At 37.5% G+C, this 1,313-nt stretch carries 2 protein-coding genes; both read right to left on the reverse strand.

Annotation, left to right across the window (positions count from 1 at the left end; all coding sequences use genetic code 11):
* Positions 1–18: 18 nt before the first annotated feature.
* The gene (locus tag CJF42_RS26025; protein WP_095369375.1) at positions 19–804 is read right to left on the reverse strand and encodes a trypsin-like serine protease; all 786 of its coding nucleotides are present in this window, start codon (positions 802–804) and stop codon (positions 19–21) included.
* Between the two features lie 129 nt (positions 805–933).
* A complete protein-coding gene (locus CJF42_RS26030; protein WP_095369376.1) occupies positions 934–1,287 on the reverse strand; it encodes a hypothetical protein in 354 nt (117 codons plus the stop codon).
* Positions 1,288–1,313 lie beyond the last annotated feature (26 nt).

A 1,313-nucleotide genomic window follows, 5' to 3' on the forward strand; every position in this document is an offset into this window, starting at 1 on the left:
CCACTGCTTTTTGAGAAGTTACCCCAACACACCTAATATCCAGTCATGGTAATTTGACACCCTAACTTGATAAGCAGTAGTACCATATAAACCACCTTTAAAAGTAGATATATCGCCATGCCCTAATTGCCAACTTGATAAACCTACAAGAAAAGGGACACCTTCTTGAAAGATAACAGAAGCACCTCCGCTATCTCCTGAACCATGCATACCTTCAAGTGGTAATGCGTTTTCTGGTTCGTCAAATTTAAATGCTAACCAGTTACCTTCCGCGCTTTCAACAATATTTTGAAACTGGTTCATCACTCGAAGTGATTTAGTATCTGGGTCTTCGCCAGTTAATCCGTTCCCAGTAGCTCCCCTGCCATAGACTGTAATTGTTTTGTCTTTTTCACTTTTACCAGAATATATATTGATTGGTTCTACACCGCTAACAGTTGAAGCTAATTTGATTAACGCTATATCACTTCTAGATTTGAAAAAACTCATTAAGGGTGCTAAATCACCTTTAAGTAAATTTTTATTAGGTTGAGTGTAATCTGGGTGTATATGAACGCTTTCAATTTCATACACTTTTGAACCAATTAATAAATCCTTGCCAACATAATCATAAAAAATAGTGTGTGCTACAGTTACAACCCATTGTGAATTAATTAATACACCATGTCCTTCATGGGGCATATCTATTAGGTATTCAGGCATTTTATCAATGACATAATTTTCAGGGGGAACATCATGTCTCTTCACTACAGCATTGCTGCATGTAGAAAAGAAAATAATGGATAAGATAAATAAAACTTTCATATTACGTCCATGTTCATTGATAGGCAGCTAACGTCCGCATATGCGGAACAAAATGCTTGGCCATAATTGGTGAGGTACGAACCAAGCCAAGCTTTTTGGTTCCGCTCATAATGCGCTTGTTAGGTTTACTTATTGTAAATCCTGTGGCCACCCATTTAAAAACAAACTAGCTAAAAACCAGACAACTGATAAGCAAGTACCAAAATACCCCAAAAATAATGGGTACCGATAAAAGCTACAAAACCTATGACCAACTCGAGTACCAGTGAACAAGTATTTTTTACCTAAGAGAAACTTTATAGTTGGCCATGCTCTAATTAAATCACGGTCACTCCAAATTGTTGGTCGTCCAGCTCTTACCCAAATCTCCCAATCTAGCCTTTTTAGCCTTATTAAAAATATCCACTGGACTATACTGCCTCCGATCATGAAGGCAAAAAATAGCGCCATAGCAAATACAGTTGGATGATCAAGATACTCCATAACTTTCGTAACACCTCAATAACCCG

Origin of the sequence: Pseudoalteromonas sp. NBT06-2, from assembly GCF_002276045.1 — a bacterium.
Classification (GTDB): domain Bacteria; phylum Pseudomonadota; class Gammaproteobacteria; order Enterobacterales; family Alteromonadaceae; genus Pseudoalteromonas.

Coding starts and splice junctions, on each gene's coding strand:
- CJF42_RS26025 (WP_095369375.1), bottom strand. CDS start 804: ATGAAAGTTTTATTTATCTTATCCATTATTTTCTTTTCTACATGCAGC.
- CJF42_RS26030 (WP_095369376.1), bottom strand. CDS start 1,287: ATGGAGTATCTTGATCATCCAACTGTATTTGCTATGGCGCTATTTTTT.